This is a genomic window from Saccharomonospora piscinae (assembly GCF_005862235.1).
Classification (GTDB): Bacteria; Actinomycetota; Actinomycetes; order Mycobacteriales; family Pseudonocardiaceae; genus Saccharomonospora; species Saccharomonospora piscinae.
On sequence record NZ_VCEK01000002.1, the window covers coordinates 787,592 to 811,342 of the forward strand.

Annotated in this window: 24 protein-coding genes; 11 read left to right on the top strand and 13 right to left on the bottom strand. The window is 71.5% G+C overall.

Annotated features, from left to right (window positions below; translation table 11 throughout):
* Positions 1-78 precede the first annotated feature (78 nt).
* The gene (locus FFT09_RS09435) at positions 79-1,335 is read left to right on the top strand and encodes an MFS transporter (RefSeq protein WP_138382427.1); all 1,257 of its coding nucleotides are present in this window, start codon (positions 79-81) and stop codon (positions 1,333-1,335) included.
* On the top strand, positions 1,323-2,177 hold the full coding sequence (locus FFT09_RS09440; RefSeq protein ID WP_138382428.1) for a spermidine synthase: 855 nt from the start codon (positions 1,323-1,325) through the stop codon (positions 2,175-2,177). The genes FFT09_RS09435 and FFT09_RS09440 overlap by 13 nt, the downstream gene beginning before the upstream one ends.
* Positions 2,178-2,186: 9 nt before the next feature.
* Here FFT09_RS09440 and FFT09_RS09445 read toward each other — a convergent pair whose 3' ends face one another.
* On the bottom strand, positions 2,187-2,390 hold the full coding sequence (locus FFT09_RS09445) for a hypothetical protein (protein WP_024876518.1): 204 nt from the start codon (positions 2,388-2,390) through the stop codon (positions 2,187-2,189).
* Positions 2,391-2,493: 103 nt separating this feature from the next.
* On the bottom strand, positions 2,494-3,084 hold the full coding sequence (locus FFT09_RS09450; protein WP_081193522.1) for a DUF4190 domain-containing protein: 591 nt from the start codon (positions 3,082-3,084) through the stop codon (positions 2,494-2,496).
* 172 nt (positions 3,085-3,256) lie between these two features.
* On the opposite strand from FFT09_RS09450, the gene FFT09_RS09455 reads away from it, so the two are divergent.
* The 6 genes from FFT09_RS09455 (at position 3,257) to FFT09_RS09480 (ending at position 9,451) form a co-directional block, all read left to right on the top strand.
* Positions 3,257-4,480, top strand: a complete 1,224-nt coding sequence (locus FFT09_RS09455) for a sensor histidine kinase (protein WP_208544389.1) — start codon at positions 3,257-3,259, stop codon at positions 4,478-4,480.
* A gap of 9 nt (positions 4,481-4,489) precedes the next feature.
* Complete coding sequence (locus tag FFT09_RS09460; protein WP_138382429.1) at positions 4,490-5,149, top strand: response regulator transcription factor; 660 nt, start codon at positions 4,490-4,492, stop codon at positions 5,147-5,149.
* A 163-nt stretch (positions 5,150-5,312) separates the two neighbouring features.
* Positions 5,313-8,096, top strand: a complete 2,784-nt coding sequence (locus FFT09_RS09465) for a sensor histidine kinase (protein WP_081193081.1) — start codon at positions 5,313-5,315, stop codon at positions 8,094-8,096.
* Positions 8,097-8,104: 8 nt separating this feature from the next.
* On the top strand, positions 8,105-8,515 hold the full coding sequence (locus FFT09_RS09470; RefSeq protein ID WP_024876513.1) for a roadblock/LC7 domain-containing protein: 411 nt from the start codon (positions 8,105-8,107) through the stop codon (positions 8,513-8,515).
* Positions 8,512-8,877 (top strand): DUF742 domain-containing protein, encoded by a 366-nt coding sequence (locus FFT09_RS09475; RefSeq protein WP_024876512.1) that lies wholly within the window; start codon positions 8,512-8,514, stop codon positions 8,875-8,877. Before FFT09_RS09470 ends, FFT09_RS09475 begins: the two co-directional genes overlap by 4 nt.
* Complete coding sequence (locus tag FFT09_RS09480; RefSeq protein WP_024876511.1) at positions 8,858-9,451, top strand: GTP-binding protein; 594 nt, start codon at positions 8,858-8,860, stop codon at positions 9,449-9,451. Before FFT09_RS09475 ends, FFT09_RS09480 begins: the two co-directional genes overlap by 20 nt.
* 75 nt (positions 9,452-9,526) lie before the next feature.
* On the opposite strand, the gene FFT09_RS09485 is transcribed toward FFT09_RS09480, so the two are convergent.
* Genes FFT09_RS09485 through FFT09_RS09500 form a run of 4 tightly spaced genes read right to left on the bottom strand, consistent with a single transcriptional unit; the run spans position 9,527 to position 14,028 of the window.
* Positions 9,527-10,144 (bottom strand): class I SAM-dependent methyltransferase, encoded by a 618-nt coding sequence (locus FFT09_RS09485; RefSeq protein ID WP_176218311.1) that lies wholly within the window; start codon positions 10,142-10,144, stop codon positions 9,527-9,529.
* 34 nt (positions 10,145-10,178) lie between these two features.
* A complete protein-coding gene (glcF, locus tag FFT09_RS09490) occupies positions 10,179-11,462 on the bottom strand; it encodes a glycolate oxidase subunit GlcF (RefSeq protein ID WP_081193083.1) in 1,284 nt (427 codons plus the stop codon).
* Entirely contained in the window at positions 11,459-12,580 is a 1,122-nt protein-coding gene (locus FFT09_RS09495) for an FAD-binding oxidoreductase (RefSeq protein ID WP_138382430.1), read from the bottom strand. Before FFT09_RS09495 ends, glcF begins: the two co-directional genes overlap by 4 nt.
* Entirely contained in the window at positions 12,577-14,028 is a 1,452-nt protein-coding gene (locus tag FFT09_RS09500; protein WP_138382431.1) for an FAD-linked oxidase C-terminal domain-containing protein, read from the bottom strand. Before FFT09_RS09500 ends, FFT09_RS09495 begins: the two co-directional genes overlap by 4 nt.
* Before the next feature lie 161 nt (positions 14,029-14,189).
* Here FFT09_RS09500 and FFT09_RS09505 point away from each other — a divergent pair, with 161 nt between their 5' ends.
* The gene (locus FFT09_RS09505; RefSeq protein WP_138382432.1) at positions 14,190-14,390 is read left to right on the top strand and encodes a hypothetical protein; all 201 of its coding nucleotides are present in this window, start codon (positions 14,190-14,192) and stop codon (positions 14,388-14,390) included.
* Between the two features lie 35 nt (positions 14,391-14,425).
* Here FFT09_RS09505 and FFT09_RS09510 read toward each other — a convergent pair whose 3' ends face one another.
* A complete protein-coding gene (locus FFT09_RS09510; RefSeq protein WP_024876505.1) occupies positions 14,426-14,632 on the bottom strand; it encodes a hypothetical protein in 207 nt (68 codons plus the stop codon).
* Between the two features lie 173 nt (positions 14,633-14,805).
* Between FFT09_RS09510 and FFT09_RS09515 the strand changes: the two genes are divergently transcribed.
* Entirely contained in the window at positions 14,806-15,279 is a 474-nt protein-coding gene (locus FFT09_RS09515) for a hypothetical protein (protein WP_024876504.1), read from the top strand.
* A 168-nt stretch (positions 15,280-15,447) separates the two neighbouring features.
* On the opposite strand, the gene FFT09_RS09520 is transcribed toward FFT09_RS09515, so the two are convergent.
* The 5 genes from FFT09_RS09520 to FFT09_RS09540 all read right to left on the bottom strand — a co-directional run bounded on the left by FFT09_RS09520 (position 15,448) and on the right by FFT09_RS09540 (position 20,698).
* Positions 15,448-16,158, bottom strand: coding sequence for a DUF998 domain-containing protein (locus FFT09_RS09520; RefSeq protein ID WP_081193530.1), 711 nt, complete (start codon positions 16,156-16,158; stop codon positions 15,448-15,450).
* Between the two features lie 52 nt (positions 16,159-16,210).
* On the bottom strand, positions 16,211-16,984 hold the full coding sequence (locus tag FFT09_RS09525; RefSeq protein WP_138382433.1) for a hypothetical protein: 774 nt from the start codon (positions 16,982-16,984) through the stop codon (positions 16,211-16,213).
* A gap of 2 nt (positions 16,985-16,986) precedes the next feature.
* Positions 16,987-17,622 (bottom strand): membrane protein YczE, encoded by a 636-nt coding sequence (gene yczE / locus FFT09_RS09530; RefSeq protein WP_081193532.1) that lies wholly within the window; start codon positions 17,620-17,622, stop codon positions 16,987-16,989.
* A gap of 505 nt (positions 17,623-18,127) precedes the next feature.
* Positions 18,128-19,378 (bottom strand): hypothetical protein, encoded by a 1,251-nt coding sequence (locus FFT09_RS09535; protein ID WP_138382434.1) that lies wholly within the window; start codon positions 19,376-19,378, stop codon positions 18,128-18,130.
* Positions 19,379-19,495: 117 nt separating this feature from the next.
* Positions 19,496-20,698 carry a pyridoxal phosphate-dependent aminotransferase gene (locus tag FFT09_RS09540; protein WP_138382435.1) on the bottom strand — a complete coding sequence of 401 codons (1,203 nt, stop codon included), beginning with the start codon at positions 20,696-20,698 and terminating at the stop codon, positions 19,496-19,498.
* Positions 20,699-20,727: 29 nt separating this feature from the next.
* Between FFT09_RS09540 and FFT09_RS09545 the strand changes: the two genes are divergently transcribed.
* Complete coding sequence (locus tag FFT09_RS09545) at positions 20,728-22,023, top strand: DUF445 domain-containing protein (RefSeq protein WP_081193095.1); 1,296 nt, start codon at positions 20,728-20,730, stop codon at positions 22,021-22,023.
* Between the two features lie 176 nt (positions 22,024-22,199).
* On the opposite strand, the gene FFT09_RS09550 is transcribed toward FFT09_RS09545, so the two are convergent.
* Positions 22,200-23,732, bottom strand: a complete 1,533-nt coding sequence (locus FFT09_RS09550) for an ABC transporter substrate-binding protein (RefSeq protein WP_138382436.1) — start codon at positions 23,730-23,732, stop codon at positions 22,200-22,202.
* Between the last annotated feature and the right edge of the window lie 19 nt (positions 23,733-23,751).

Genomic DNA, 23,751 nt, shown 5'->3' on the forward strand with positions numbered 1-23,751 from the left:
GCGCATTCGCTCCTGGCCGACATTTGCGCCTCAGTATATTGTGCCCCTGAGTGGCAATTACCGGAGGGGGTATTCATCATGGGCAGGACGGTCGTGCTGTTGCTCGCGTCCACGCTCGGGGTGATGGGTGGCGCGATCGTGGTGCCCGTACTGGAGGTCATTCGCGGGGACCTCGGCGTGAGCGGGACCGCCGGGGGCTTCATCCTCACCGCGCACGGCCTGGCGATCGCGGTGGTGAGCCCCGTCGTGGGCAGGGTGGTGGACCGGTTCGGCGTACGTGCGCCGATGGTCGCCGGGCTCGTCGTGTACGGCCTGGGCGGCGGTGCCGGGTTGGTCGTGGAGAGCTATCCCGCGCTGATCGCCGCCCGGCTCGTGTTCGGTGTCGGCGCCGCCGCCGTGTTCACCTGCACGACCGTCGGGCTGCTCGCCTTCTACGACGGCGCGATGCGCGACCAGGTGATGGGCTGGCGTTCCACCGCCACCAGCGCGGGCGGTGTGGTGTGGCCGCTGCTCGGTGGCCTGCTCGGAGGACTGTCGTGGCACGCGACCTTCGCGATCTACCTCGTGGGGTTGCCGCTGGCGGTGGCGGCGGCCCTGGCGCTGCCCGCCGGAACCGGGGGCGCCCCGGCTCGGAGGGAGCGCGCCGGCGTCGGGCGGCTGCTGCGCGAGCGGCCCGCACTGCTTGGCTACTACGCCCTGTGGCTGGTGTTCGCTGTGCAGGGCTACGTGCTGGCGATCTTCCTGCCCGCCCGGCTCGCCGAACTCGGGATCGACGACCCGCTCGTGGTGTCGATCTATGCCGTCGCCGGTGGCGCGCTGGCCACCAGCGTCGTCGGCCTGCTGTACGCGCGCATCCGGCGGTGGGCCACCCACCGGGTGCTGCTGGCCACCGCGCTGTCCTGTACTGCGGCCGGGTTCGGTCTCTACGCGACGGTGAGCCAGCCGGTAGTGCTGCTGGCCGCACCCGTGCTGTTCGGGGTCGGCAACGGTGTGCTGTTTCCCGTGGTCACGGTTCTGGTGGACGAGGTGGCGGGCCCGGAACTGCGGGGCAGGGCGGCGGCGCTGAGCGGGACGGTCATCTTCGCGGGCCAGTTCGCGTCGCCGCTGTTGTTCGGGCCGCTCATCGAGGCCACGTCCACCACCACCGGGTTCGCCGTCGCGGGTGGGACGTCGGTGTCCGTGCTGTGCCTCGTGGTGTGGGCCTGGTGGCGGCGGAGCACACCCGATCAGGTTCGGACCGGGGCAGGCACGGGCGAGCCGGGGCACCCTATCGTGCGGTCGACCACCGGAACCGCCGTGGCAGCCGGAGAGGAGACGAGTCGGTGCCCGAGCTGAGAGAACCGCTGACCCGGGGCCTGTCCCAGCTGTGGGAGCTGGACCGCGTGATCTGGGAGGGGGACACCGCCTTCCAGCACGTCGTGATCGCCGAGACCGCGCAGGGAGTGTCGCTGTTCTGCGACAACGACCCGCAGAGCACCGAGCTGGCGCAGCGCCACTACCACGAGGCGCTGTTCGTGCCGGCCGCGCTGCTGGCCGATCGGGTTGAGCGGGTACTCGCCGTCGGTTCCAGCGAGGGAGTGATCAGCCAACTCGCGGTCGCGGCGGGAGCCACGCACGTCGACCACGTGGACATCGACCGCGAAGTGGTGGAGTTGTGTGCCGAACACCTGCCCTACGGGTACACACCGGCCGAACTCGACCGCGCCGTGCGTGGGGACGGGCCTGTCACCATGCACTACGCGGACGGCTGGGAGTTCGTGCGCCGCGCCGCCGAGTCCGGTGAGCCGGGCCGCTACGACGTGATCGTCGCCGACCTCCCGGGGGAGCGGGAGGACGGGGCCCAGCACAACCGCCTCTTCGGCACCGAGTTCCTCCAGCTGTGTGCGCGGGCGCTGCGCCGGGGCGGGGTCGTGACGTCCCAGGTGGGCTGTCCGACACTGTGGCTGAACACGATGCTGCGCCGCGCCCTCGCCCGTTTCCGCGAGGTGTTCGGCACGGTCGCCTACCACGGCTCGGACGAGTTCGACTGGGCGTTCCTGGCCGGCAGACCGGACACGGTGCCCGACGCGACGGCCCGCATGATCGAACGGTTGCCCGCGCTGCCGTACCGGCCCGCGACGCTCGACGCCGAGGCACTCGTGGCCCACAGCGTGCTTCCCCACTCGCTGCGCCGGTAGCGGCGCGGATCAGCGTGAGTCAGCGCTGGTGAGTGCCGTGGCCAGGCACCACCCGGCGGCGGCGGTGAACGTCACGGCCAGCACTCCCGGCCACCACTCCGTCGTGGAGGCGGCCAGGAAGGCCTGAGCTGTGGCTGTGGCCAGGAACGCGACCGCGAGCACGCACAGCATCCGGCGTGTGCTCGCCCACGGACTCGCCACGCGGCGTGGCATCGACACCGCCTCCTCGCTCGGGGATATGCACGGTATCGCTCGCCACGCCGCGGGAGTTACGTCCCGGCCGGGGTGGTACCGACCACATCGGCCAGGTCCCGCCTCAGAAGTCCGAGCAGGACGCGGTGTTGAACGCGCCTACCGCGGTCGCGGTCCGCTGCTGCTCGCCGTCGACGAGCACCACGCATTCCACACTTCCGCCGTCGGCGCCGAGCGTGACGCTGAGCGAGCCGCCCTTGAGCAGGCCGCTGGTCTCGGCGGTCTGCTCCCACGGCAGTTCGGTGACGTCCTCGGTCGCCATGCTGACGCTGTCGCCGTAGGTGGTGTAGGAGACGGTGGCCTCGGGCGCGTCGCCGGTCACCCGGTAAGTGATCTCGACGGTGCGGTTGGCCTCCTCGTCGATCTCCTCAACCGCCGTGGTGAAGGCGACGGCCATGACCACACAGATCACGGTCCCCAGCACCGACAGCACGAGCCCGGCGATGGCCAGCCCCCGGTTGGTGGCCTTCTTCGACCGCACCCGCGCGAGGCCCACGCCGGAAAAGACGAGGCCCAGCACCACCAGCGGCCAGGCGATGACGCCGATGAAGGGGATCGGCGAGAGGACCAGACCCACGAGCCCGAGCACGAAGCCGGCGGTGCCCAGCCCGTTGCGTGCCTCGCTCGGCGTGCGGTCGGTGTCCAGTTCGGTCATGTCGAGTCCCTCCCAGTGGTTGTCGGCAAACACCGACAGACAACCGTTTCCACCCACAGCGCCGCGTCGGTCGCGGGGTGATGACCGCGTACGACGAAAGTCGTCGATCCGCGCGGCGCGACCGGCCGATGCGCTGATCACCGGCGCCCCGGTGGCGCCGTACGCTGGGGCGATGCCGTCCTCCCGGGTCCACACCGTGCTCGGAGTCCTCACCACGGTGCTCGCCGTGGGCGCGAGCCTGCTGAGCAGTCTGTTCGTGTTCGGCGCGGCCACCGCGGTTCCCGGTGGCGACGACGTGGACATCACCTGGCGGCCCGCGCTCGGGTTCCTCGGAGCACTGGGCGCGGCCGTGGCGTTGTGCTGGCGGCACACGCACCCGCTCGTGGTGACCGGCGTCGCCGCACTGCCGCCGCTGCTGTTCGTGACCGATGCCCTGGCCGCGCTGATCGCGCTGGCCGCGCTGACCGCACACCGGCGCGACCGGGCGGCGTGGGCGGCCGTGGCGGTGGTGTTCGCCGCGACCGCCGTGGCGGTGGTGTACGACGGCCACCGGCACGCGGACATGTCGGTGATCCGCATCGTCTTCGGCCCCGCCGGGTTGCCGGTGCCGGTGCTGCTGCTCGTCGCGGCCCTGCTCACGGCCGTTCCCGCCGCTCTGGGGGCCCACCGGGCGACGCGCCGGGACCTCGCCCGGAACACGGCCGTACAGCGCGGCCTCCAGGCCGATCTCGCGCGTAAGGACGAACGCTCCCGCATCGCGCGGGAAATGCACGACGTGCTCGGCCATCGCCTGTCCCTGCTGTCGCTGCACGCCGGTGCGCTGGAGGTCACGGCACCGCAGGAGTCGGGCCAGGCGGCCGAGGTCGCTCGCACGGTCCGCTCCACGGCGCAGGCGTCGCTGCACGATCTGCGGCAGGTGATCGGCGTGCTGCGGGACGGCAGGGACTTCACCGGCGACGGCACCCGACCCGAGCGCAGCGGTCCGCCCACGCTGGCCGACCTGCCCGCGCTGGTCGGCACCACCCGCGAGGCGGGGGTGAGCCTCAACGTCACCATCCTGGTCGACAACGCGGGCGACGCGCCGCCACGGCTGGCCGAGACCGCCTACCGGGTCGTGCAGGAGTCGTTGACCAACGTCCTCCGGCACGCCCCGTCCGAGACCGCCGACGTCACCGTGCGCGGCGGCCCCGGCGCCGGGATCACGGTGGAGATCGACAACCCCCTGCCCGCCGCGCCGCCCGCCGGGCCACCGGCCGGCTCGGGCAGCGGGCTCGCGGGGCTGGCCGACCGCGTGAGTTCGGTGGAGGGAACCATCAGCACCGGCCCCACCGAGCGGGGGCGTTTCGTGGTCCACGCCTGGCTGCCCTGGCCGCGTGAGGGACAGCCGACCTCCTAGCATGATCGCGTGCCGCTGCGCGTAGTGCTGGTCGACGACGATCCACTGGTCCGGACCGGGCTTGCCATGATCCTCGACAGCACGCCCGACCTCGAGGTCGTGGGCCAGGCCGGCGACGGGGACGAGGCCGTGCCGCTGGTGAACCGGCACGCTCCCGACGTGGTCGTCATGGACATCCGGATGAGCCGGGTGAACGGGCTCGCGGCCACGGCGGCGGTGCGAGCACTGCCACGCCCACCCGCCGTGCTGGTTCTGACCACCTTCGATCTCGACGAGTACGTCTTCGACGCCCTCGCGGGCGGAGCGAACGGGTTCCTGCTCAAGGAGAGTTCACCGCAGGAGATCATCGACGCCGTGCGGGTGGTCGCCCGTGGTGAGTCGATGCTCTCACCGCGCACCACGACCCGGCTGATCTCCCACTTCGTCGAGCAGCGGTCCAGTCCGCGGCGGCGGCGGGCCGCGGTGAGCCTGAGCACACTGACGGAGCGCGAGCGGGAGATCGTCAGTGCGGTTGCCCAGGGCAAATCCAACGCGGTGATCGCCGGTGAGTTCTACCTCAGCGAGGCCACCGTGAAGACGCACATCACACGCACCTTTGCCAAACTCGACGTCGCAAATAGAGTCCAGCTGACAATTTTCGCCTACGAGGCGGGGCTTGTGACCCCCTGACCAGTCGCAACGTGCGCGACGTGGCGGATGCACGTCATATTGACTGACGAGAGAACCACTGCATAACCTCCGTGCTAAGCAATGGCTTAGCGCGGTCGACGCTGCGCGACGGCCGAAGCACGGGTTTGGGGGCCCAAGAGGATCACGTGTCGCTGGAAGGGCCTTGAGCGCGTTGTTGAACAAGAGTGCAGCCACGGAACGTGGGCGTTCGACCATCCGCACCCGTGTGCTCGCCATCGCCTTCATCCCGAGTGTCGTCTTCCTGCTGACCGGTGTCGCGCTGGCGGGCTACCTCGTGTACGACGCGGTGCAGGTCCGGACCTTCGCCACGAAGGTGCACGACGCCGCCCAGCCCGCCGGGGTGCTGTTCGCCAACGTGCGCGAGGAACGCAGGCTCACGCTGCAGGAGCTGTCCAACACGCGGTCCCTGCGGGCCGAGCTGGACCAGCAGCGCCAGCGCACCGACGAGGCAGCGCAGCGCATGGCCGGCGATCTGGAGAGCATCTCCGAGGACGCGCCCGAGAACGTGCGCGAGAGCATCACGGCGTCGATGCGGCAGGTGTCGCGGCTCGGTGAGTTCCGGGGCCAGGTCGACGCCGGTGACGCGTCGTTGCAGCAGGCGTACGACTTCTACAACGGGATCATCGACTCCTACACGGTCGGGCTGAACGGCGTCGCGCAGGAGACGCCCAGCGCCGAGACCGCCTACCAGCGCATGGTCGCGATGCCGCTGTTCGTCAGCGCCGACGGCATGTCGCGCGGCGACGCGCTGGCCGCCGCGGGCCTGGCCGGAGGTGGCCTCACCGAGCAGGAGTTCCGCACCTACATCGGTCAGGTCGGCGCGTACCACGCCACGCTGGAGCAGGCGGTGCCCGACATGATCCCGTCGGTCCGCGCGCAGTACGAGGACCTGGTCGCGAGCGAGGCGTGGCAGACGCTCACCGCCGCCGAGAACGCGTTCCTGCGCGGCAACACCACCGATCTGCCCGTGGCCGAGACCGAGTGGCGTGCCGCCGCCACCGAGGTCAGCGGTGTGCTGTGGAACCTCTACGTCGAACAGAGCACGGTGGCCACCGAACTCGCGCTCGACGAGGCCGACTCCACCCTGCTGACCTCCATCGTGGCCGGCGTGGCCGTGATCGCGGTGGCGCTGGCGGTGCTGCTGCTCGCCTGGCGGCTCTCCGACCGGCTGGTCAAGCGCCTGGTGTCCCTGCGGGAGGCCACGCTGGAGGTCGCCGAGGAACGGATGCCGCGCATCGTCCAGCGGTTGCGCGGTGGTGAACAGGTCGACCTCGCCACCGAGGTCTCGTACCTGGACCACGGTGACGACGAGATCGGCCAGGTCGCGGAGGCGTTCAACCAGGCGCAGCGCACGGCCATCGCGGCGGCCGTCGACGAGGCGAAGACGCGGGAGGGAACGCAGCGGGTCTTCCTCAACATCGCCCACCGTAGCCAGGTCATCGTGCACCGGCAGCTGTCCGCACTGGACGCCGCCGAGCGCAAGCAGGAGGACCCGGACCAGCTCGACCTGCTCTTCCGGCTCGACCACCTGTCCACCCGGGCCCGCCGCAACGCCGAGAATCTGATCATTCTGGGCGGTGAGCAGCCCGGAAGGCAGTTCCGCAATCCCGTGCCGGTGACCGACATCGTGCGCGGTGCCATCGCGGAGACCGAGGACTACACGCGCGTCAGCATGGGCAGGCTGCCGAGCTCCGCCGTCGCGGGCCCCGCCGTCGGCGACCTCGTCCACCTGCTCGCCGAGCTGATCGACAACGCGACGTCGTTCTCCCCGCCGCAGTCGCGTGTGGAGGTCAGGGGCGAGCTGGTCGGCCGTGGCGTGGTGATCGAGATCGAGGACCAGGGCATCGGCATGGAGCCCGAGGAACTCGAACGCCTCTCCGAGATGCTGCGCAACCCGCCGGACTTCAGCTTCATGGCGTTGTCCGAGGAACCGCGGCTGGGCCTGTTCGTGGTGGCGCGGCTGGCGGCCAAGCACGGGTTCACGGTGACGCTGCGCGAGTCCGCCTACGGGGGCACCCGGGCGATCGTGCTGGTGCGGGCCGATCTGCTCAGCGAGCTCGACGACGGCGAAGACACCCCGGCGGGAGACGCCGCCGCGCCGTCCGCGGCCCCGGGCGTGGAGCAGGCGCCCGCGGCGATCAGCCGCAGGCCGAGGGCGCTGCCCCGGCGCAACGGCAGCGAGCGGGTCAACGGCACGTCTCCCACCGAGGCATCGCCCACGGCGTCGGCGACCGCCCCGCCCGCCACGCCGGAGCCCGGCGCTCCGACGGTGCGGCGCGCTCCCGTGACCCCGCAGGCACCGCAGGCACCACAGTTCCCGCAGGCCGAACCCGGCAGGCCGGAGCTGCCCCGGCGGCACCAGCGCGGTGACGGGGCCGAGGAGAGCGGCCGGAGTGAGAGCGTCGGAGGAGTGCAGGGCCAGCTCCCGGCCGACGTCACCCGGGACGACCCACCACCGCCCCAAGGGCGTGAGCGGCAGGGCAGGCACGCCGACCCGGGCGGCAGGTCCGCCTCGGCGGAACTGTCCGGATTGGAGCAGGGTTTGCCGCCGGAATCGGCCGAACCGACGCAGTACGTGCCCAAGTTGCCGAGGGAGCTGCCGAGGGCCGCGCGCCCAGGGCCCGACACGCGGCCCCGGCATCAGGCACGGTCCGCGCCCGAGCCGCAGGCCGGTGACGGCCAGGCCCCGCCCGCGGCGGGCTCGATGGACGCGGACCGGCCGCCCCTTCCCCGACGGCGACGGCAGCAGAACCTCGCGCCGCAACTCAAGGAGGAGACCACCTCCACCGACCTGACGGTCTCGGGCCAGGACGGTGGCGAGCCCGACACCACACCCGAACAGGCACGCAGCAGGCTTTCGGCGTTCCAGCAGGGAACCCGCCGAGCTCGACAGCACCCCACCGGCCGAGACGATTCGGGAGACTGAGGTACATCATGGCGAACTCGGTAGTCAACGAACTCGACTGGCTGCTCGACGACCTGATCCGCCAGGTCGCGGGAGCCGACCGCGCCGTCGTCCTGTCGTCCGACGGCCTGCTCATCGGCCGGTCCAGCAACCTCTCCGAGGACGACGGTGAACACCTCTCCGCTGTCGCGTCGGCGTTCCAGAGCCTCGCGAGGGGGACGGGGCGCCACTTCGGAGGGGGCCAGGTACGGCAGACGGTCGTGGAGATGGACCACGCCTTCCTCTTCGTGACGGCGGCGGGCCGCGGCGCGTGCCTCGCGCTGCTCACCACCGAGGACGCCGACATGGGCATGGTGGCGTACTCGATGAACATGTTGGTGAAGCGGGTCGGCGCCGTGCTCAGCGCCGCCCCGCGTGCCGAGCACCACAGCACGCCATGAGTGAGGGCGACGAGGTGTTCGACGAGGGCGGTGGCCTCGTCCGCTCGTACGTGGTGACGGGCGGGCGGACCCGCTCGGACAGCTACGGCCTCGACATGATGACCCTGGTGGTGGCGCTGTGCTCGCCCGCGGAGGCCGAGCACCTTCCCGTGGAGTACGCGAAGATCGTGCGCCGCTGCCAGCAACCGATGTCGGTGGCGGAGGTCGGAGCTCACATCGATCTACCCCTGCCGGTGGTGAAGGTACTGCTCAGTGATTTGATCGAACAGAACTACGTGATCTTCCGTAAGGCCGCGCCCCCGAGCGAAGCCCCCAACCAGCACGTATTGCAGGCGGTTCTCGATGGCATCCGGAAACTCTGACGGTCGGCGCCTCACGGCGACGGCGGTGAAGCTGTTGGTCGCCGGTGGGTTCGGCGTCGGCAAGACCACGATGGTGGGCTCGGTCAGCGAGGTGCCGCCGTTGCGCACCGAGGAGATGCTGACCTCGGCGTCCGAAGGCGTCGACGACCTCTCCGGGGTGGAGGCGAAGAGCACGACCACGGTCGCGCTGGACTTCGGCCGCATCACGATCAGTCCCGAGCTGATCCTCTACCTGTTCGGGACGCCGGGGCAGGACCGGTTCTGGTTCATGTGGGACGAACTCGCGCAGGGTGCGCTCGGCGCCGTGGTCCTGGCGGACACCCGCAGGCTCGACTCGTGCTTTCCCGCCGTCGACTTCTTCGAGCGCAGGGGCCTGCCGTTCGTGGTTGGCGTGAACTGCTTCGACCGGGCGCACCGCTACGGCACGGAAGAGGTGCGGGCGGCACTCGATGTGGGCCCCGAGGTCCCGGTGCTGCTGTGCGACGCCCGCGACCGCGAGTCCACCAAGCAGGTCCTCATCATGCTGATCCAGTACGTGATGTCGACGGCGAACATGATGCCCGCCCGCCACTGACACCGTGTCCGCAGTCTGCGTAGCCGTGTCCGCATCGCGCGGTGCGAACTCGGCTACGTAACCTGCGGACACACCTCAGCGGGCGTGGGCCGTCACCTGGATCATCGGGCTGGCCGGGACCCAGCGGGGCAGCTCGGCGAACTCCTCGACGGAGTCGAGGGTGAACTCGTCGCGGCGGCGCAGCGTGGCCAGCGAGTCTCGGTTGGGGTGGCAGCCCGCCCCGACCCGCTTCCACAGCGGGGTGATGCGGTCCTGCACACGGGCGAGGCGCTCGTCGCCGCGCACGTGCTCCAGCAGCACGAGCGTGCCATCCCGCCGCAGCACGCGCCGTGCCTCGGCCAGCGCGGCGTCGGGGTCGGCCACGGTGCAGAGCACGAGCGTGAAGACCACCGCGTCGAACGACCCGTCGGGAAACGGCAACGACTCCGCGGGCGCGTCCCGGATCTCCACCGGGGCGGCGGCCTCGCCGGTGCGCCGTTCGAGTCGTTTGCGCATGGCCGGGTCCGGTTCGGTCGCCACGATCCGCTCGGCCGCACGCAGGTGCTGGAAGTTCGCGCCGGTACCCGCGCCGACGTCGAGGACGGTACCGGTCAGCCCGTGCAGCAGGTCGTGACGACGTCGGCCCAGGAACCGGCGCTCGGCGGCGTCGTTCATGCGGTCGTAGCACGCGGCGAAGAGTCGGTGTGCTCGCACACCGACCGAGCCTAGTTCGGCACCGCAGGCGCGGCTATGGGCCGTTGGGCCCGTGGATCGCGGCGTCGAGCACCTGCACCGGGTGCCGCAGCGGGATGTCGTCGCCCAGGTAGCGGCGGATCTGGAGCAGGCACCCCGGGTTGGCCGTGACCAGAAGCTCGGGCGCGACGGCGCGCACGTTGTCGGCCTTGCGCGCGCCGAGTTCGGCGGCGGGTTCGGGCTGCACCATGTTGTAGATGCCGGCCGAGCCGCAACACAGCTCGGCCTCGGGCAGGTCGACCAGCTCCAGGCCGGGGATGGTGCGCAGCACCGCGCGCGGCTGGTCGCGCACGCCCTGGGCGTGGCCGAGATGGCAGGCGTCGTGGTAGGCGACCCTGGTGTCCATCCGCCGTCTCGGCGCGCGGGGTTCGAGCTCGGCGAGCAGTTCGGTGACGTCGCGCACCTTGGCGCTCACCCGCCGCGCGCGCTCGGCCCACTCGGGGTCGTCGGCCAGCAGGGTCGCGTACTCCTTCATCGACGACCCGCACCCGGCGACGTTGACGACGATCGCGTCCACGGGCAGCGCCTCGAACGTCGCGATCGTCTCCCTGGCGCGCTCGACGGCGTGGTCCTCGCGTCCCGCGTGCAGGCCCAGCGCGCCGCAACAGCCCTGCCGCCTCGGTGTCAGCACCTCGCACCCCTCGGCGGCGAGCACCCGCTGCGTGGCGGCGTTGACCTCGTGGAAGAACACGTCCTGCACGCAGCCCGAGAGCAGCGCGACCCGGCGCCGCACGGGCCCGGACGGCCGCACCCGCCGGGGCAGTGCCGCGAACGCCTCCCGCAGCCGCACCGGTGGCAGCAGCGCCTGGGTGGCCCGCAGCCGAGCGGGCAGGACGCGTTCCAGCAACCGGGGCAGCCCGGATTTCTGGTAGGCGAGCCCGAGTACCGCCGCCGCCCGCAACCTGCGCCGGTAGGGGAACAGCGCGAAGATCGCGTCGCGGAACAGCCGGTCGGAGGTCTTGCGCTCGACGTGGCGCTCGATCTGCGGGCGGGTGGCCTCCAGCAGCCGGTCGTACTGCACGCCCGAGGGACACGAGGTCACGCAGGCCATGCAGCCGAGGCACGCGTCGATGTGCTCGGTGAACGCCCCCGCCAGCTCGATCTCGCCGCGTTCGGCCAAATCCATCAGGTAGATGCGGCCGCGCGGTGAGTCCATCTCCTCGCCCCACAGCTGGTAGGTCGGGCACGTCGGCAGGCAGAACCCGCAGTGGACGCAGTCGTCGAGCAGTTCCCGCGACGGCGGATGGTGCGAGTCGAAACTCGACGTCGGATCGGTCACGGCGCCTCCTCCACGTCGTCCAGCCAGGTCCCGAGCCTGCCGGGGCACAGCCGCCGCAGGGGATCGAGTTCGTCCTTCAGCGCCCGTAGCGTCCGCACCGCCGAGGGCGGCCGGTTCCAGACCCGGGCGCCGGGCACCGGGCGTCGCACCACCGACGTGCCGCCCGCGGCGGTCACGACGTCGTGGAGTCGATCGACGGCCTCGGCGCCGCCGTCGATGTCGACGGTCGCGACGCCGGTACCGAGTCCGAGAGCCGCGGTCTCGCCGGCCCCGCACTCGTTCACCACGCCGGCAAGCCTGCTCGGCCGCACCCCGAGTCGCACGCTCGCCCCGGTCACCAGCGCCGCGTGCCGTGCCCACGCGGCGTCGGCGGCGTCGTCGTCGAGCACGCTGCCGCCCAGCTCGGCCTCCAGGTGCCGGGCGCGGGTGGTGGTGCCCTCGGCGGTGCCCTCGAGCCGGATCAGCAACATCCCGTCGCACCATTCGAGCGCCACGGGCTCCACCGGGCCGCACAGCACCGGTGCCGCCAGCTCACCGGCCCGCGAGGCGGGGCACTCCACGCCGACCGTGCGCGTGGCGGACGGCAGCGGATGCAGCCGTAACACCACCTCGGCCAGCAGCCCGAACACGCCGTAGGAGCCGTGCAGGAGCTTGGCGAGGTCGTAGCCGGCCACGTTCTTGATCACGTGGCCGCCGGTGCGGGCGATCGTGCCGTCGGCGAGCACGACCGTCGCGCCGATCACCAGATCGCGCAGGGAGCCGTAGGTCAGTGACAGCGGTCCCGCGTCGGCGGTGGCGACGAGTCCGCCGACCGTCGCGCCTCGCGCTGCCCGCGCCGGGTCGAACGCCACCCGCTGCCCGTGCGCGGCGAGTTCGGCCGCGAGGTCCCGCAGTGGCGTGCCCGCTCTGACCGCCACCGTCATGTCCGCGGGGTTGTAGGCCACGATCCCGGTCAGTCCCCGGGTGTCGAGCACGGTCGTGGCCGGGCGGGGCGGATCGGCCCAGCCCGCGGCCGTGCCCGCGCCACGGATCTCGACGGTGCCGCCCTGCTCGGACAGCGCCTCGCTCGCCTCGCGGAGGCCGGTGGGGGCCAGCAGGGTCGATGTCGTTGGTGTCATAGCCGCTCGATCACCCCTGCCTCCTCGAGCGGGTGGGGACGGTAGGGGCCGGGCGCCTCGCCGCACAGCCTCGGCGTGGGCAGAAGCTTGCCGGGATTGCACAGCCGGTCCGGGTCGAACGCGGCACGGACGCGGTCCATCGTGGCGAGGTCGTCGGTGCCGAACATGCGGGGCATCGAACATGCCTTGTCGGTGCCGATGCCGTGTTCCCCAGACAGCGAGCCGCCGAGCTCCACGCACAGTTCCGCGATGCGCCGGGACAGGTCCTCGGCGCGGTCGGCCTCGCCTGCCGCCTCGCTGTAGAGCACCAGTGGGTGCAGGTTGCCGTCACCGGCGTGGAAGACGTTGGCCACCCGCAGCCCCGCGGCCCTGCCCATGTCCTCGATCCGGCTCAGGACCTCGGCCAGCCGGGTGCGCGGCACGACCCCGTCCTGCACGAAGTAGTCGGGGCTGATGCGGCCGACGGCGGCGAACGCCGCCTTGCGGCCCTTCCAGATACGAGCTCGCTCGGCGGCGTTGCCGGCGATGTGCAGCCGGGTGCAGTGGTGCCGCTCGCAGATCGTTCTCAGCCGCTCGAACTGCTCGGCGCACTCGGTGGCCGGTCCGTCGAGTTCGACGACCAGAGCCGCGGCGGTGCTGAGCGTGTAACCGGCGTGGACGGCCTTCTCGGCGGCCTGGATGGCGAGGTTGTCCATCATCTCCACGGCGGCGGGCACGATGCCCGCGGCCACGATGTCACTGACCACCTCGCCAGCCGCGCCGACCGAGTCGAAGTCGGCGAGCAGCGTCCGCACGGTCTCGGGTACGGGCAGCAGCCGCACCGTGATCTCGCAGGCGATGCCGAGCGTGCCCTCGGAGCCGATGAACACGCCACGCAGGTCGGGCCCGAGTTGCTCGCTCGTGTCGCCGCCGAGCGTCACGACCTCGCCGTCGGGCAGCACCACCGTCATCGACAGCACGTGGTTGGTGGTGAAGCCGTACTTGAGACAGTGCGCACCGCCGGAGTTCTCGGCCACGTTGCCACCGATGGTGCAGACCTGCTGGCTGGAGGGATCGGGAGCGTAGTACAGCCCGTGCGGCGCGGCGGCGCGGGTGATGTCGAGGTTCGTGACGCCGGGTTGCAGCGTGGCTCGCCGGTCGAGTGGATCGACGTCGAGCACCCGGCGCAGGCGTTGCAGGGAGATGACCACGCCGTCGGCCACCGGCAGGGCACCGCCCGACAGGCCCGTGCCCGCGCCGCGTGCCACGAAGGGGACGCCGTGCGCGTGGCAGGCGCGCACGGCGGCGGCGACGCCGTCGGTGTCGGTGGGGAGCACGACCAGGTCGGGCACGACGCGAAAGCCGGTGAGCCCGTCGCACTCGTAGCTGCGCAGGCCCACGGGGTCGGTGATGACGTTGGCCTCGCCGACGGCGGAGGCCAGCGCGGAACGCGCCCTCGCGTCGAGCATCTACACCCACCCGCTTTCCGCTTCCCGGAACGCCAATGCCGCTCTCAGGAAAACGGTACCGCGCCCACGGGCGGGGTCAAGGATGCGACGAGGTGTTGGCCGCCTCTCGTCGCGGGCGTGTCGGCTCCGGCGGCGCCGGGCCGGAGTGGTACCAAGAGGCCATGACGTGTGTGAGTTGCCGTACGGGTCTCGACCACTGCCACGGCACGGTGTTGCTGCACGTCGACGGCGGTGCGGAATGCACGAAGCCGGACTGTGCCGACGCCGTCCTCGCGCGCCACGCGCTCGTGGTGGACTGCGACAGCATCGAGGGCGGGTGCGCGTGCGAGGTCACGGCCGAAAGGCTCGCCCACGCGTCATGACGTGATGCGGCGAGCGCGGCCGGTGCCGCGCCGCCTCACCGCGTGCGCTGGGAGGGGACCTGCCTGCCCTCCTCCGGCGACAGTCCCAGCGCCTCCAGCAATTCGGCGCAGTCCTCGGCGTCCACGGCGGCCGATGCGACCGCGCGCACCGCTCTGCGCCGTTGCTCGGGGTCGGGCTCCTCGGTGTAGGGCAGTACCGGTCTCGGGTTCTGGCTCGGAGCGGTCGGGCTGTGTGCGTTCACGGCAGCTCCTCGTCGGCTGGTCGTGGGGGTGGGCTGTGTCTTCTTCCGGCGGATCGGCGACCCGCCAGGATGACGTACCCGCTGGGTGGCGGCGCTACACGTCCGGTTTCCCGCAGCAGGTGACTGGGTACGAGCCGTGACGTGACCGCCCTGGTCACGGAAAGGAGGCTGACGTGGGTATCGACGCATATCTCGCGTTCATCGCCCTGGGCCTGATCATGATCGTGGCAGATGGTCAACTCCTCTACCACAGCGGGAAACGCTATCTGTCCGGTGTGGACTCGGAGGGTGACTCGGTCGGTTCAATGGCCAAACTCGTCACCGTGCTGTTCCACCTCGTCATGTTCGGCTTCCTGGCACTGCTGTCGGTGCTGAACTTCGACTTCGGCGGCAACACGATCCGCGCGGTGGTCGGCAACCTCGGCATCCTGCTGTTGCTGCTCGCCCTCGTCCACGCCGTGACGATGGCGGTGATGTCCCAGATGCACGACGCTCGCGCCACCGACGAGCGGTACACGCGGCCGAGCACCCGCTCCACCGCCAGCACGAACATCCAACTGCAACGTGGTCCGGTGGTGGCTCCCGTTCCCGGTCAGCACGGACGTGACCCGCGCCTGAGCCCGTCGATCGAGGACCAGATGAACTGATCGCGGCAGGCGTCCCCGGCTACTCGGCTGCCGCCGCGGTCCCCCCAGGGCAGCCGAGCGGGCACGGGTCACGAGGTCGGTCAGGCTCACAGGACCATGTTGCACACGGTGAGCACCGCATCGCTATCCGGATACCGGCGAACGGGTGACATGGCTCCCCCGATCGGGTCACGCGCGGGCGGTGGACCGCGCCGCGCGGTGGGCCAGCACGAGCAGGCCCGCGAGCAACAGGAAGTCGAGCACGAAGACGACCCGCTGGAGCAGTCCGACCGGGACCGCGTCCAGCAGCGACAGCGCCGCGGTCAACGGCGCGAACCCGAGCGCGAGGTTGTCGGCGAGGTAGCTGAGGCCGAACAACACGAGGCCGCCGAGCGCGGCCCACACCAGGCGGGCGAGCATCCGACGGGTCCGCCGCAACTCCTCGACGCCCCTGGTGGAGTCGAGCAGGCACACCGCGATGCCGGGCAGGGACAGGAAGGTCAGCAGGCTCGCGTACTGGTGAATCAGCCCGCTGACCGGGTCGATGTCCTCCGTGAAGGTCGCCGGGAACAGCGCGGCCGCCACCAGCCCGGTCGTCGCCACGACGATGAGGATGGTGGCGGTGCGGCTCACGGCCAGCCCGGCGGCGAGCAGCGCACCCCGGACCGCGACGAGCCCCACGGCGAACGACAGCAGGCTGGCCTCCAGCATGCCCTGTCCGGTGTCGGTGAACGCGTAACGGCTGATCGGATCGGCGATCGGGTCGAACGAGCTGATGGCGTGCAGGATCGTCAACGTGAACAGTGCCCACCCCAGTGCGGCGGTGGCCGCGAGCGTCCAGGTGTGAACCCGGGCGGAAGCGACCTCGGTGGTCGCCGCTTTGGTCCCCAGTTGCCCCATGCCACCCATTGTTCCGGCCCGGGCACCCGGTGTCCTCAGGGTTTTGCCCGGATTATGGCTCGTCAGCCTCGAAATCGATCAGGACGAGGGCCTGGTCGTCGTGCTGTTTCGAGCGCGGCCAGCGCCGCGCGTCGGCGTCGGCGGCCTCGGCCTCGCGCACCACGTCGAGCACGGCGTCGGCGCCGCGCTGGCGGGCGAGGCGCAGCACGGCGTCCCAGTCGAGCAGGCGGTAGGTGTCGACGCCGATCGACACGCCGTCGCTGGCCAGCACCGCGGCCCCGACCTCGGCACGGGGCCAGCGGCGGCGCAGTGCGTGGCGAGCCGCGTCCGGCACGGCTTCGGCCACCCAGAACCCGCCGTCGCTGTTGCGCAGCCGGTCCACGGCGGCCCGGTCGCGCAGCGCACCGGCCACGCGGAGCCGGTCGAGCCGGTCGTCCACCAGCACCTCGGGTCCGGTCGCCGTGAACGCCACCACGGGACTGTCGGCCAGTACGAGAGCGTCGACGTGGCGTGCGCTCCACCGCAGCATCGCCACCGTGCTCGACGGTGAGTGGCGCGGGGTGAGCCCGTACTCGGCCGCCGTCGAGGCGATCGCCGCGGCCAGTGTGTCGGTGAGGTCCCGCTCGGGTTCGGCCCGCAGCAGTGCGTCGAGCCTTCGGGCCAGCCGGTGCGAGTACCAGCCGCCGCTGGGTAGCCCGTCCCGCAGTTCCGTCGCGCCGTCGAGCACCACGGCGGTGTCGGCGGTGACCACGACCCGGTCCTCGGTCGGGCGGGGGCGGCCGTCGACACCGACGCCCGCGCGCTCGGCGATGTCGATGCGAGGCATTCTCACCCGTGCCTTCGCTTGGGCGCCCAGGCGACGTGGGGAAGGAAGAGCTGGGTGAGCGGGCCGATCGCCAGCGCGTACAGCACGGTCCCCACACCGACCGTGCCGCCCAGTAGCCAGCCGATCGCGAGCACGGTGACCTCGATGGCCGTGCGGACCAGCCGCACCGACCGGCCCGTGCTGGCCGCCAACCCGGTCATGAGCCCGTCCCGAGGGCCCGGCCCGAGACGCGCGCCGACGTAGACCGCCGTCGCGAGGCCGTTCAGCACGATCCCGCCCAGTAACAGGGCGGACTGCCAGGCGAGGTGGTGTGTGTCGGGCAGCACCAGCCGCACCAGATCGACCACTACCGCGATCACGGCGACGTTGGCGACGGTGCCGATGCCGACGCGCTGTCGCAGCGGGATCCACAGGACGAGCACCACCACGCCCGTCAGCGCGGTGACCATGCCGAACGTCAGCGAGGTCCGCCCGGCGACACCCTCGTGCAGGACGTCCCAGGGATTCAGGCCCAGCCCGGAACGGGTCATCATCGCCATGCTCGTGCCGTAGCACGCGAGTCCGAGCAGCAGCTGGGTCAGCCGGAAAGCCGGGGCCGTGGTGACGGGGACGGGACTGAGCTCGACGGAGGTCTGCACCGAAGCCACCCGCTCACTATGGCCAGCGACCGTGCCCGGTGACAGAGCCAATCGGACCGGCAATGGCCGTGGCCGCCGTGTCGTGCGACACACCGCAGGGAAAAGCCGGTGCGCCGGATGCGAGGTCAGGCCGTCACTCCAGGGAAAAGGACGGTGTGGCATCCGGCGCACCGGCTTGTCGCCGTGCCCGGGGGAGGGCACGGGCGCCGTGGGCCCTCCGGCATTGCCCCTCGCCATGCCGGAAAGCCCCTCGGCTCAGGTGCGTGTCGGGACGGGGTGTCCACCCGGCGCGGTGGGTGGACACCGCCGACACGCACCCGCGGGCCTCGGAGCCGCGGGGGCAACGCGGAGCCGAGACCATGACCCGACTCGGCCAGGCGCGGTCGGCCGAGCGGGAAGGGGGGAATACACGGGACAACCTCTCGGTAAACGACAGTCGAGGGACAGGACCGTCATCGGTGACAGCGCGGGAGGTTCCGCGAGCCGCCGACCAACCGAGTACGGGTCAGTCGGGCGAGGTCGTCGGCAGGGCAGCCGCCCTGCCCGCGCCGACGACGTCCTGGTCGCGGCTGACGCCGAGCAGGCGCAACTGGGTGACCGTCGGGAGGTCACCCAGGACGCCGACCTCGCCGCGAGCGGCGTGGGTGCCGTCCTGATGGTGCGCCACGGTGGTCGAGGGACCCGCGACGGACGCGGGCGCGGGCGGTGAGGGCACCAGGGGCCCGAGTGGGCGCTCGGGCCCCTCGGCCTCGGAGTGCCGGGTGTCGTGGGCGTCGTCGGTCGGTACGGGCGAGATCCACGGTGAAGTGGTCGTGTCCCGCTCACCGGTCCGGTCGGGGCCCGACGGCGACGTCACCGTCGGCTGCTCGGCGTCCGTCAAGGGCGCCGCGGGCACCGAAGGCTCCGCGCGCGGCTCGGCGGGTTCGGTGGGGGCCGTCGCACCCGGTGGGCCGGGGGCCGGGTCGCCGGACCCGATCGGCAACCGGGGGAGTTCGATGCCGGGCAGCGTGTCGGTGAGCCCGGAACCGGGCAGCTCGGCCGGGACGTCCACGACCTCCTCCACAGCGCCGCCGACGGTGTCGGTGACCGCCGGCAGTGCCTCGCCGAGCATCCCGGTGAGTTCCGTCGCGGTGGCGGTCAGCTTCGAGGTGGTGCCCAGCAGCGTCCCGGTGGTCGCGCCGAGCAGTGTGGGGTGCTCGTCGTCCTCACTCGGCGCGACCCGGGGGCCGTCGGCGGGCAGCAGCGCGCTCTCACCGCAGGGCAGTGGCACCGAGGCGGGCTCCGAGCCGTCCTCGGACTCCGGCTGCTCCGGCTTCTGCGAGTCCGGCGAGTCGGTGCTGTCGGTGCTGTCGGTGCTGTCACTGCCGTCGCTGCCGTTGCTGCCGTGCGGCTCGTCGGCGTCGCCGGCGGGCGCGGTCGGTGTGCCCGGCTCCGCAGGTGTCGTGTCGTCGGCGTCGTCGCCGTTGCTCTCCGGGGCCGTCGGCTCGACCGGCTCGTCGGTATCGGGGTCGTCGGCGCAGTCGAGTGGGCCGGGTGACGCGGGCTCTGAGCGGGTGTCCTCAGGTGGGGTCGTGGCGACCGACGGGCAGGGGGCCGCCTCGTCTGCCGGGGCGGTGGTCGGTTCCTGGGCGGTGGCGGTTCCGGCGAGGACGGCGGAGACGAGCCAGCCGCCCACGGCGAGCGCGACCACGGCCAGGAACCGGCGGAGAGACAGTGGCAGGGGAGCGCGGCGGCGCACCGCCCACACAGCCCTCACCGCCATCACCACCTGTCGTGCTCCGTGCGTCGCGTTCGCGGCCCGCGTTCGTTCGTGATCGCGAACGACCCCCGGCTTACCCCGGGACTGCTATTTCTAGCACCCCGCGCGAGTGTTTCACCCCGTCGGTGTGCGATCCACCCCGGACGGCGGAACCGAACCCAAGGTACGCAACCGCTCAATCGCTTCGTCGAGCACCTCGTGACGTTTACAGAAAGCAAACCGCAGCAGATGCTTCCACTCGTTCGGGTGGTCGGTGAACACGCTGACGGGGACTGCGGCGACACCGACCGACTCCGGAAGTCGCCATGCGAGTTCCTCCGCATCGGTGAATCCGAGCGGGCGGATGTCCGCGCAGACGAAATAGGTCCCCTCGCTGCGGCGGATACCGAAGCCCGCCTCCGCCAGGCCCGCGCACAGCCGGTCGCGCTTGGCCTGCAGCGACGTGCGCAGCGAGTCGACCCAGGGGAGCTCGTGCCGGAGCGCGTGCGCGACCGCGGGCTGGAGCGGCCCCCCTGACACGAACGTGAGGAACTGTTTCGCCGCGCGGACGGCGGCCGTGAGTTCCGGGGTGGCGCAGACCCAGCCGATCTTCCAGCCGGTGCAGTTGAACGTCTTGCCCGCGCTGGAGATCGAGACCGTGCGGGGGGCCATGCCGGGGAATGTGGCCAGCGGCCGATGCCGCGTGTCGTCGAAAACCAGATGCTCGTACACCTCGTCGGTGATCGCGATCAGTTCGTGTTCGACGCACAACTCCGCGAGCGTAGCCAGTTCGGAATCGGTGAAGACGGTTCCGGTGGGATTGTGAGGTGAGTTGAGCAGAATCGCTTTCGTGTTCGGCGTGATGGCGTGGCGCACGGCGTCGAGGTCGAGGGCGAACCGGTCACCGTCCGGCACGAGCGACACCACGCGGCGCCTCGCCCCCGCCATCGCGACCGCCGCGGCGTACGAGTCGTAGTAGGGCTCGACGACGATCACCTCGTCACCGGGGCCCGCGAGGGCGAGCAGGCTCGCCGCGATGGCCTCGGTGGCACCGGCCGTGACGAGGATCTCGCGGTCGGGGTCGTACTCGGTGCCGTACCGCGCGCGGTGTGCCGCGATGGCCTCCCGGAGTTCGGGCCTGCCCGGCCCCGGCGGATACTGGTTGGCGCCCCCGAACAGGGCGTCTCGCGCCGATTCGAGCATCCCGGCCGGGCCGTCGGTGTCCGGGAAACCCTGCCCGAGGTTGACGGCCGACGTGCGGCTCGCCAGGGCGGTCATCTCGGCGAAGATCGTGGAAGTGAACGGTCGGAGGCGTTCGACGAGTACAGGTTCGCGCACGAGGATTCATCCTCACGGACAATCACGGTATGGAGCAAACGACGCCGGCCGAACTGCCGGTGGGGCGGCCGGGGGCGAGTGAGCGCGAGGAAGCCAAGCGACGCGGCCTGCGGCGGATGAAGCTGGTCGCGCTGTCCTTCCTCGTCGGCGCGACGGTGATCTTTCTGTTGACCAGCTGGGCGCAGGCGCGGGGCTGGCCCGCCTGGGTCGGCTACGTCCGCGCGGCGGCGGAGGCCGGGATGATCGGCGCGCTCGCCGACTGGTTCGCGGTCACCGCGCTGTTCCGCCACCCGCTCGGGTTGAAGATCCCGCACACCGCGATCATCCCGAGGAAGAAGGACGTGCTCGGCGACAGCCTCGGCGACTTCGTGGGCACGAACTTCCTGTCCGAGCCCGTCGTCCGGGCCAAGCTGCGGCGCGTGGAGACGTCGCGGCGGGCGGGGGAGTGGCTGGCCCGCCCCGACAACGCCGAGCGGGTCACGGCCGAGATGGCCACCGTCGTGCGCGGCGCCGTCACGGTGTTGCGTGACGAGGACGTGCAGGCCGTGATGGAACAGGTGGTCGTCCGGCGCATCGTCGACCGGCAGTGGGGACCGCCGCTGGGCAAGCTGCTCCAGCAGATCCTCACGGACGGCGCCCATCACCGCCTGGTCGACCTCGTGGTGGACCGCGCCTACGAGTGGGTGCGGGAGAACCACGAGACGGTGCTGCGGGTCGTGTCCGACCGGGCGCCGTCGTGGTCGCCCCGGTTCGTCGACTCGATGCTCGCCGACCGCGTGTACGGGGAGGTCCTGTCGTTCGCGTGGGCGGTCAAGACCGACGTCAACCACCCGATGCGGCTCGCCGTCGACCGGTTCCTCGTGGAGTTCGCCCGGGACCTGCAGTCCGACCCGGAGACGATGGCGCGCGCCGAGGCGGTCAAGCAGCAGTTGGCCGAGCACCCCGAGGTCCGGAAGGTGATCGACTCGGCTTGGTCGACGGCCAAGGACATGCTGCTCACCGCCGCCGAGGACCCGTCAAGCGAGCTGCGGCGGCGGGTCGCGACCGGGCTCGCCACGCTCGGGCACCGGCTGCAGGACGACCCGGCGCTGTCGCGGAAGGTCGACGGCTGGGTCGAGGGCGTGGCGGCGTACGTGGCGAACCACTACTCCGGCGAGGTCACCACGATCATCACCGACACCGTGGAGCGCTGGGACGCCGAGCAGACCTCCCGCAAGATCGAGTTGCAGGTGGGTCGGGACCTCCAGTTCATCCGTATCAACGGCACGGTGGTCGGCGCGCTCGCAGGCGTGGTCATCTACACGGTGGCGCAGCTGCTGTTCTAGCTCGTTCGTCCCGTAGAGCCCCTGACACATTGGCGTTCGATTAGGGAGCGGCGGCCAGGCGGACGCGTCGCAAGGCGGAGGAGCGTCCGCGTACTGGAAGTACGTGGGCGCTACTCCAACGCGGCGAGGCGCCGGCTGGGCGTCGCGAGCCGAACAGACCAATGTGTTAGGGGCTCTTAGTTCGTGACGAGGTAGAGCGAGCCCACCTGGCGGGTCGCGCTCTCGTCCGGGTGCGGGTAGCGGAGCACGGGAACCGGCTTGCCGACGGGCACGCCGGTTCCCCGCTCCTGCTTGCTGAACGTCAGCGTCCCGCTCCCACCCTGCACCTCGTGCAGCACGTTCAGGTTGAGCAGCTGCGCCCGGACATCGCGTGCCGTTGGGGCCGACGCCGCGCCCTCGGGAGCCGCCAGCCGGATGGCACTCGCCGCCGTGAGCAGGGCGTCGTGCATCATGATCGCCCCGCCGTCGTCGAGATGGTCGCCGTGGAAGTGCTTCTCGAAGGCCGTACGGAAGTCGCCGTAGTACTCGGGTGTGTCGGGGTCGTCCTGGTTCGCCCGCCATCCTTCGGCGTCCACCGTGGCGGCCGAGATGATGGTCAGGTTGGCGTCCGCCAGCTCGTCCTCCGAGCCGCGGAGCACGTCGCCGAGTTCCAGTCCGGCCGTGAGGATGGTGAGCGGCAGGCGGTAGCAGGTGCGCTGCTCCAGCGAGTCGAGGAACGCCGCGAGATCGACCTCCCGGCCCGCGTACAGCACCGCACGCAGTCCCTCGGCCGCCGCCGCGCAGATACTGGCGCGGACACCGGCGAACAGGTTCGGTTCGGCCGTGCGTGCCAGCGACGAGCCCGCGAACTGCTGGGTGGGAAAGTGCAGCATGTCGGCCATCTGACGCTGGAACTGCCGCTCCAGCGTCTGGGTGTAGAGGTCGAGCCCGGCGTCGGAGTTGGAGTCGCGCACGAGGATGGCCGAGTCGATGTCGGTCTCGGCGGTGAGGTACTGCCGGAGTGCCTCGACGTAGTGGCGGTTGCTCGGTGAGGTCTTCACGAGACCGGGGATGCGTTCGTAGTCGAATCCGTCGGCGGTGAGATAGGCGCCGACCATCGGGATCCCGTGCCGCGAGAGCATCGCGGCCTGCTGCTGCGTGTGCTTCGCGCTGATGCCCAGCCCGATGACGCCGACCACCGGGTTGTCCCGCGTGCTCAGGTCGATGATCTCTTCGGTGACCTCCCGCCACTGTTGCTCGGAGGTGCCCTGGTTGGCGAGCAGCAGCTGGATCTGCGGACTGGCGTCGCCCGCGACCGCCGTGGTGTTCACCCTGCGCAGCGCCGTGTACGCGCCTTCGAGCCGGTTGCGGACCTGCTCGGCAGGCAGACCGCCGCGCGCGGTGGCGGTCAGCGGGTCCACCAGCACGAGAGTGACGTAGTCGGAGGTGGCCTCCCGCACCCTGGCGTTCTCGGCCGCGATCTTCTCCTGCACGTGGGCCAGTTCCGGGTGGAACTCGTACGAGCCGTCGGTGACACCGATGCAGTCGTCGTCCACGACCGACACCCCGGACCACGGGGTGCCGCACGAGCGCATGATCGTCGTGCCGCCCCACACCGCACCGGCCAGCACCAGCACGACCACCGCCACCAGCGCGGTGCGCCTGCGCCGCCGCCGCTTGCGTGCCGTGCCGGTCAGCGGCGGCACGATCTCGTCGAACGACTCACTCATCCTGGCCTCCCCTCGCCGT

Coding starts and splice junctions, on each gene's coding strand:
- FFT09_RS09435 (WP_138382427.1), top strand. CDS start 79: ATGGGCAGGACGGTCGTGCTGTTGCTCGCGTCCACGCTCGGGGTGATG.
- FFT09_RS09445 (WP_024876518.1), bottom strand. CDS start 2,390: ATGCCACGCCGCGTGGCGAGTCCGTGGGCGAGCACACGCCGGATGCTG.
- FFT09_RS09450 (WP_081193522.1), bottom strand. CDS start 3,084: ATGACCGAACTGGACACCGACCGCACGCCGAGCGAGGCACGCAACGGG.
- FFT09_RS09455 (WP_208544389.1), top strand. CDS start 3,257: ATGCCGTCCTCCCGGGTCCACACCGTGCTCGGAGTCCTCACCACGGTG.
- FFT09_RS09470 (WP_024876513.1), top strand. CDS start 8,105: ATGGCGAACTCGGTAGTCAACGAACTCGACTGGCTGCTCGACGACCTG.
- FFT09_RS09475 (WP_024876512.1), top strand. CDS start 8,512: ATGAGTGAGGGCGACGAGGTGTTCGACGAGGGCGGTGGCCTCGTCCGC.
- FFT09_RS09480 (WP_024876511.1), top strand. CDS start 8,858: ATGGCATCCGGAAACTCTGACGGTCGGCGCCTCACGGCGACGGCGGTG.
- FFT09_RS09495 (WP_138382430.1), bottom strand. CDS start 12,580: ATGACACCAACGACATCGACCCTGCTGGCCCCCACCGGCCTCCGCGAG.
- FFT09_RS09500 (WP_138382431.1), bottom strand. CDS start 14,028: ATGCTCGACGCGAGGGCGCGTTCCGCGCTGGCCTCCGCCGTCGGCGAG.
- FFT09_RS09505 (WP_138382432.1), top strand. CDS start 14,190: ATGACGTGTGTGAGTTGCCGTACGGGTCTCGACCACTGCCACGGCACG.
- FFT09_RS09520 (WP_081193530.1), bottom strand. CDS start 16,158: ATGGGGCAACTGGGGACCAAAGCGGCGACCACCGAGGTCGCTTCCGCC.
- FFT09_RS09525 (WP_138382433.1), bottom strand. CDS start 16,984: ATGCCTCGCATCGACATCGCCGAGCGCGCGGGCGTCGGTGTCGACGGC.
- FFT09_RS09545 (WP_081193095.1), top strand. CDS start 20,728: ATGGAGCAAACGACGCCGGCCGAACTGCCGGTGGGGCGGCCGGGGGCG.
- FFT09_RS09550 (WP_138382436.1), bottom strand. CDS start 23,732: ATGAGTGAGTCGTTCGACGAGATCGTGCCGCCGCTGACCGGCACGGCA.